Raw genomic sequence first — 3,533 nt, forward strand, 5'->3', positions numbered from 1 at the left:
TGGACGTGGTCATGTTCTGCTCTGCCTCTTATCGTGGTGGCCGTGAACCACAGCCTTGTTCTCTTGCCTTGAAGGAACCAACAGCAATGGCCGGATCAGCCTCCAGACCCCACAAGCTCGCGCGCCGTGACATAGCCTTTCGTCAGGTCTTCAGCCTTGAAGGCGTTGTCTGCGGTCATCGTGTAGGTACCGGAAAGCCAGTAGGAAACAGTCGCCTGCGAAACCCCCATTGCGGCGGCCGTCTTTGGCTGATTGCCGAAGAACTTAACCAGGCGCTCTACCGGCGTCAGGCGGGGTTCCTGGGTGGCTGCACTGAGCTGCATTCGTTCGGCCTCAAAAATAAGCGTGCTTATAGCGTATGAATAAGCAGGCTTATTTGCAAGGACATAAGGCGGCTTATAGATTCAGCGTCATGAAATCACTCGCAGATCGCATCAAAGCAGCGCGCAAGCACGCAGACCTGACCCAGAAAGATCTGGCGGCCAAGGCCGGCGTGTCGCAGCCCGTTATTTCTCAGCTGGAGAAGGGTGAAAACCTTCAGAGCGTGCATCTCGTGAAGATCGCAAGCGCATGCAATGTACGGGCGGAATGGCTCGCTACCGGCCAAGGTGAAATGACAGACGGCAGCAACTCCGTGGCCGAGGTCATCGGCACATATAGCTCCGGCGCCGCCGCGAAGGTGATGGAGATGCTCAGCAAGCACGGTAAATCGCTACGCCCTGACCAGCAGGAAAGACTCGAGCGAGCTGTTGCGGATACCCTGAACGATAAACCTGACGCCACCCCGCCAGACAACGTAATCGTCGCCGACTTCAGCCGCCGCCCCCTGGTAGGCGATGAAATACGTATCGCGCACTACGACGTCCAAGGCGCGATGGGCAACGGGAAGCTCGTGCACGACTTCCCCGAGATGTTCCGCGACGTGACGGTGAGCCAGCAGCATCTGCGTGAGCTCGGCGTAACCTACAAGGACCCAGTACACCTGAAGCTGATCACTGGCATCGGGCAGTCCATGGCGCCGACAATCCAAGACAAGGATCCGCTGATCGTAGACGCGAGCGTTCGCGAGTTCACCGGAGACGGCATCTACGCCTTCATCTGGCAGGGCCATTTCTACATCAAAAGCCTTCAGGTCGTTGATGCAGAGCACTTCAAGATGATCTCAAAAGCGGAGAAGCTATACCCGCCAGTCGAGATCCGAATTGACGAAACCTACATCCAAGCAAGGGTCCTTCTGGTGTGGAACGCCCAGAAGCTTTAGCCCTCACCACTAGCTCTCACGGTCATCGAATGACGAAGATGGAACCTTCGAAGTCTGCAACGCATCACACAGTCAAGAAGCTGGCAGGTGGCGCAAAATTAACCTATAGGTTAACATCATGCGCTTGCTAGTCCTTGAGACGTCTGCTTGGACAGTCACAGCCGTGCAGGAGATGACGCAGGCCGGTGAGTACGAGTGCCCTTTTGTTAGCTCCCTGGAGGAATTGGGGCCTAACTACACCAAGTCCATGGAGGGTTTGATGAGCATGCTTGAGAAATTCGCAGCTCATGGCCAAAGGATGCTGAACGATGAAATTTGTCATGAAGCGGATAAGAACGCGAAAATATTCGAGTTCATTAAGGGTGATTTAAGGCTGCTTTGGTTCTATGGTGATGGGAACAAGATTATTGTTTGCTCACATGCTTTTGTGAAGAAGCGCCAAAAAGCACCACCATTGGAGGTAAGGAAAGCCATCAATTTGAAAGATAGGTATGAAAAGCTAATCAAGGATGGTAAGAAAATTGAACTCTTCTTTGAGGAAGAGTAGCGGAGCTTATTATGAGTGGATATTCAAAACTTAAGTCTAGAAGCAAACAAAGCCTCAATTTTTGGGTCGAGTCTGCAAAACAAGATTTCATGATTTCCGTTCATTCGGCCATGCGCCGCGATGAGATTAGCAAGGCAAAACTTGCTGAACTTGTTTCATGCTCCCCTGCATACATAACGAAAGTCCTCAAAGGTGATGCGAACTTCACCATTGAGACCATGGTAAAAATCGCTCGCGCTCTAAATTCCAAGCTATGCATTCAGCTTGCAGAGCCGCATCAGTCCATCCGTTGGTTTGGAGTTGTGGAATCACGCCGGCAGGTAGAACATCGCCCTGCAACCATCAACCGCCACTGGATTCAAGGTAATGAGCAAGACCTCAGAAAAACTGCACTTCGCGCATCATAGTAGTGAAGAGCTGGGGATAGAGCTTAAACGCCTTATTTACCCCAGAATTTCGATAGAAGCTTATCCCGACCATGACCCATCGGAAGATCATGGTGAAGGTTCGTATAGAGCTGTAGCCAGTGCTCTATATGAAAAGCCGGAAGGGCTTCTTCACGTTAACTTCTTTTTCTCGACCGATGAAGAGAACAGAGATAACCACCCATACAAATTCAACCTGCACTGTTACATATGCGCATCAATTACAGAGGATTTCTCTGAATTTGACGACATAAAACGGCAGTCTGCTTATATCATACTTGGAACAATGCTGATTGGCAGCATGCGAGAAATGGTGTGCACGCTAACAGGTCGTGGCCCATGGGATTCAGTGCTTATGCCTTCGTTTAATATTGATGAATTTGTACTGAACCTAATGCAAAACTACTCTGAAGAGTAATAAAGCCCCGCAAATGCGGGGCTTTTCAGTTTTACGTCACCCCAATCTATCCAGCTCCCGCCTCACCATGCTCTGATACTGCGCCGGCTCCAGACCTGCCAGTTGCTCCTGGGCCCAGCCTGCCCACTGCGCTTTCCGCTTGCCCTTCTCGGCCCAGATCCGGCCGGCATCCGTCTTCGCCCGGTCCAGGTTCTGCTGCCAGAACTCGAACATGGTCGCCTTCTCGTCCTCCATGGCGTTGCGCTCATCGAAGGGAAGGTTGGCAAGGTTGTAGCTCATGGCAGCGACTCGACAGTTGAAGAAGGCAGGCATTCTACCAGCCTCAGAACGGAGCAATTGCCGGCGTCTCGTTCACCTCAACCCGCATCAAGCCCTCCTCCTCATCCTCGATCCGTGCATCGCCATCCGTCGGCGCATCCCAGCTGACCGTCACCGTGCCGTCCTCATGGCGCTCCAGGCTCAGCCCGTCAGTCTCCTGCAGCAGCTCCAGAATCGCCTGCCAGGCGTAGTCCGGGTCGGTATCCAACTGGAAGAGCGTCACCCGCCTGTTTAGCTGGGCAATCGGCCCCTGAATCATCGCGGAAACCCGCAGCCCCAGACGGTCGATAGCATTCATCGGCGTGTTCTGTTCGGTTTTCGGCATAGCTCTGCGCCTCTCCATTTGCTGTATATCCATACAGTAAACGAGCAAATCGCCATCTCGCAAGATCCATATTTCCTTGCGCGCAAAACGAAATATAAGTCTGCTTATTGACTGCGAATATAAGCATGCTTATCTTTAACTCATCGCCGCCGGAAACGACGGCCGGGCCGAAAGGCCACCGCTCTTTAACAACCAGCGCCATGAACAGCTAGCCGGGCAACCGGCGAGGCAGCCCCGGC

The 3,533-nt window shown here is 52.8% G+C and carries 7 protein-coding genes; 4 read left to right on the top strand and 3 right to left on the bottom strand.

Annotated features, from left to right (window positions below):
- Window positions 1–95 precede the first annotated feature (95 nt).
- On the bottom strand, window positions 96–323 hold the full coding sequence (locus J0A65_RS20780) for a transcriptional regulator (protein WP_206596256.1): 228 nt from the start codon (window positions 321–323) through the stop codon (window positions 96–98).
- Between the two features lie 89 nt (window positions 324–412).
- Here J0A65_RS20780 and J0A65_RS20785 point away from each other — a divergent pair, with 89 nt between their 5' ends.
- From J0A65_RS20785 to J0A65_RS20800, 4 genes are all read left to right on the top strand, one after another.
- Window positions 413–1,261 carry an XRE family transcriptional regulator gene (locus tag J0A65_RS20785; protein ID WP_206596257.1) on the top strand — a complete coding sequence of 283 codons (849 nt, stop codon included), beginning with the start codon at window positions 413–415 and terminating at the stop codon, window positions 1,259–1,261.
- Window positions 1,262–1,379: 118 nt separating this feature from the next.
- Window positions 1,380–1,808, top strand: a complete 429-nt coding sequence (locus J0A65_RS20790; RefSeq protein WP_206596258.1) for a type II toxin-antitoxin system RelE/ParE family toxin — start codon at window positions 1,380–1,382, stop codon at window positions 1,806–1,808.
- A gap of 11 nt (window positions 1,809–1,819) precedes the next feature.
- The gene (locus tag J0A65_RS20795) at window positions 1,820–2,215 is read left to right on the top strand and encodes a helix-turn-helix domain-containing protein (RefSeq protein WP_206596259.1); all 396 of its coding nucleotides are present in this window, start codon (window positions 1,820–1,822) and stop codon (window positions 2,213–2,215) included.
- Entirely contained in the window at window positions 2,175–2,651 is a 477-nt protein-coding gene (locus J0A65_RS20800; RefSeq protein ID WP_206596260.1) for a hypothetical protein, read from the top strand. Before J0A65_RS20795 ends, J0A65_RS20800 begins: the two co-directional genes overlap by 41 nt.
- A gap of 36 nt (window positions 2,652–2,687) precedes the next feature.
- Here J0A65_RS20800 and J0A65_RS20805 read toward each other — a convergent pair whose 3' ends face one another.
- Together J0A65_RS20805 and J0A65_RS20810 are read right to left on the bottom strand one after the other, a co-directional pair.
- Complete coding sequence (locus J0A65_RS20805; protein WP_206596261.1) at window positions 2,688–2,930, bottom strand: hypothetical protein; 243 nt, start codon at window positions 2,928–2,930, stop codon at window positions 2,688–2,690.
- A 43-nt stretch (window positions 2,931–2,973) separates the two neighbouring features.
- A complete protein-coding gene (locus tag J0A65_RS20810; RefSeq protein ID WP_037053400.1) occupies window positions 2,974–3,294 on the bottom strand; it encodes a DUF1654 domain-containing protein in 321 nt (106 codons plus the stop codon).
- Window positions 3,295–3,533 lie beyond the last annotated feature (239 nt).

It is taken from the genome of Bowmanella yangjiangensis (assembly GCF_017255015.1).
In the GTDB taxonomy this organism is placed as follows: domain Bacteria; phylum Pseudomonadota; class Gammaproteobacteria; order Enterobacterales; family Alteromonadaceae; genus Bowmanella; species Bowmanella yangjiangensis.

Bases quoted from the DNA above. Each gene is read 5' to 3' on its own strand.
- J0A65_RS20780 (WP_206596256.1), bottom strand. From the start codon at position 323: ATGCAGCTCAGTGCAGCCACCCAGGAACCCCGCCTGACGCCGGTAGAG.
- J0A65_RS20785 (WP_206596257.1), top strand. From the start codon at position 413: ATGAAATCACTCGCAGATCGCATCAAAGCAGCGCGCAAGCACGCAGAC.
- J0A65_RS20790 (WP_206596258.1), top strand. From the start codon at position 1,380: ATGCGCTTGCTAGTCCTTGAGACGTCTGCTTGGACAGTCACAGCCGTG.
- J0A65_RS20795 (WP_206596259.1), top strand. From the start codon at position 1,820: ATGAGTGGATATTCAAAACTTAAGTCTAGAAGCAAACAAAGCCTCAAT.
- J0A65_RS20800 (WP_206596260.1), top strand. From the start codon at position 2,175: ATGAGCAAGACCTCAGAAAAACTGCACTTCGCGCATCATAGTAGTGAA.
- J0A65_RS20805 (WP_206596261.1), bottom strand. From the start codon at position 2,930: ATGAGCTACAACCTTGCCAACCTTCCCTTCGATGAGCGCAACGCCATG.
- J0A65_RS20810 (WP_037053400.1), bottom strand. From the start codon at position 3,294: ATGCCGAAAACCGAACAGAACACGCCGATGAATGCTATCGACCGTCTG.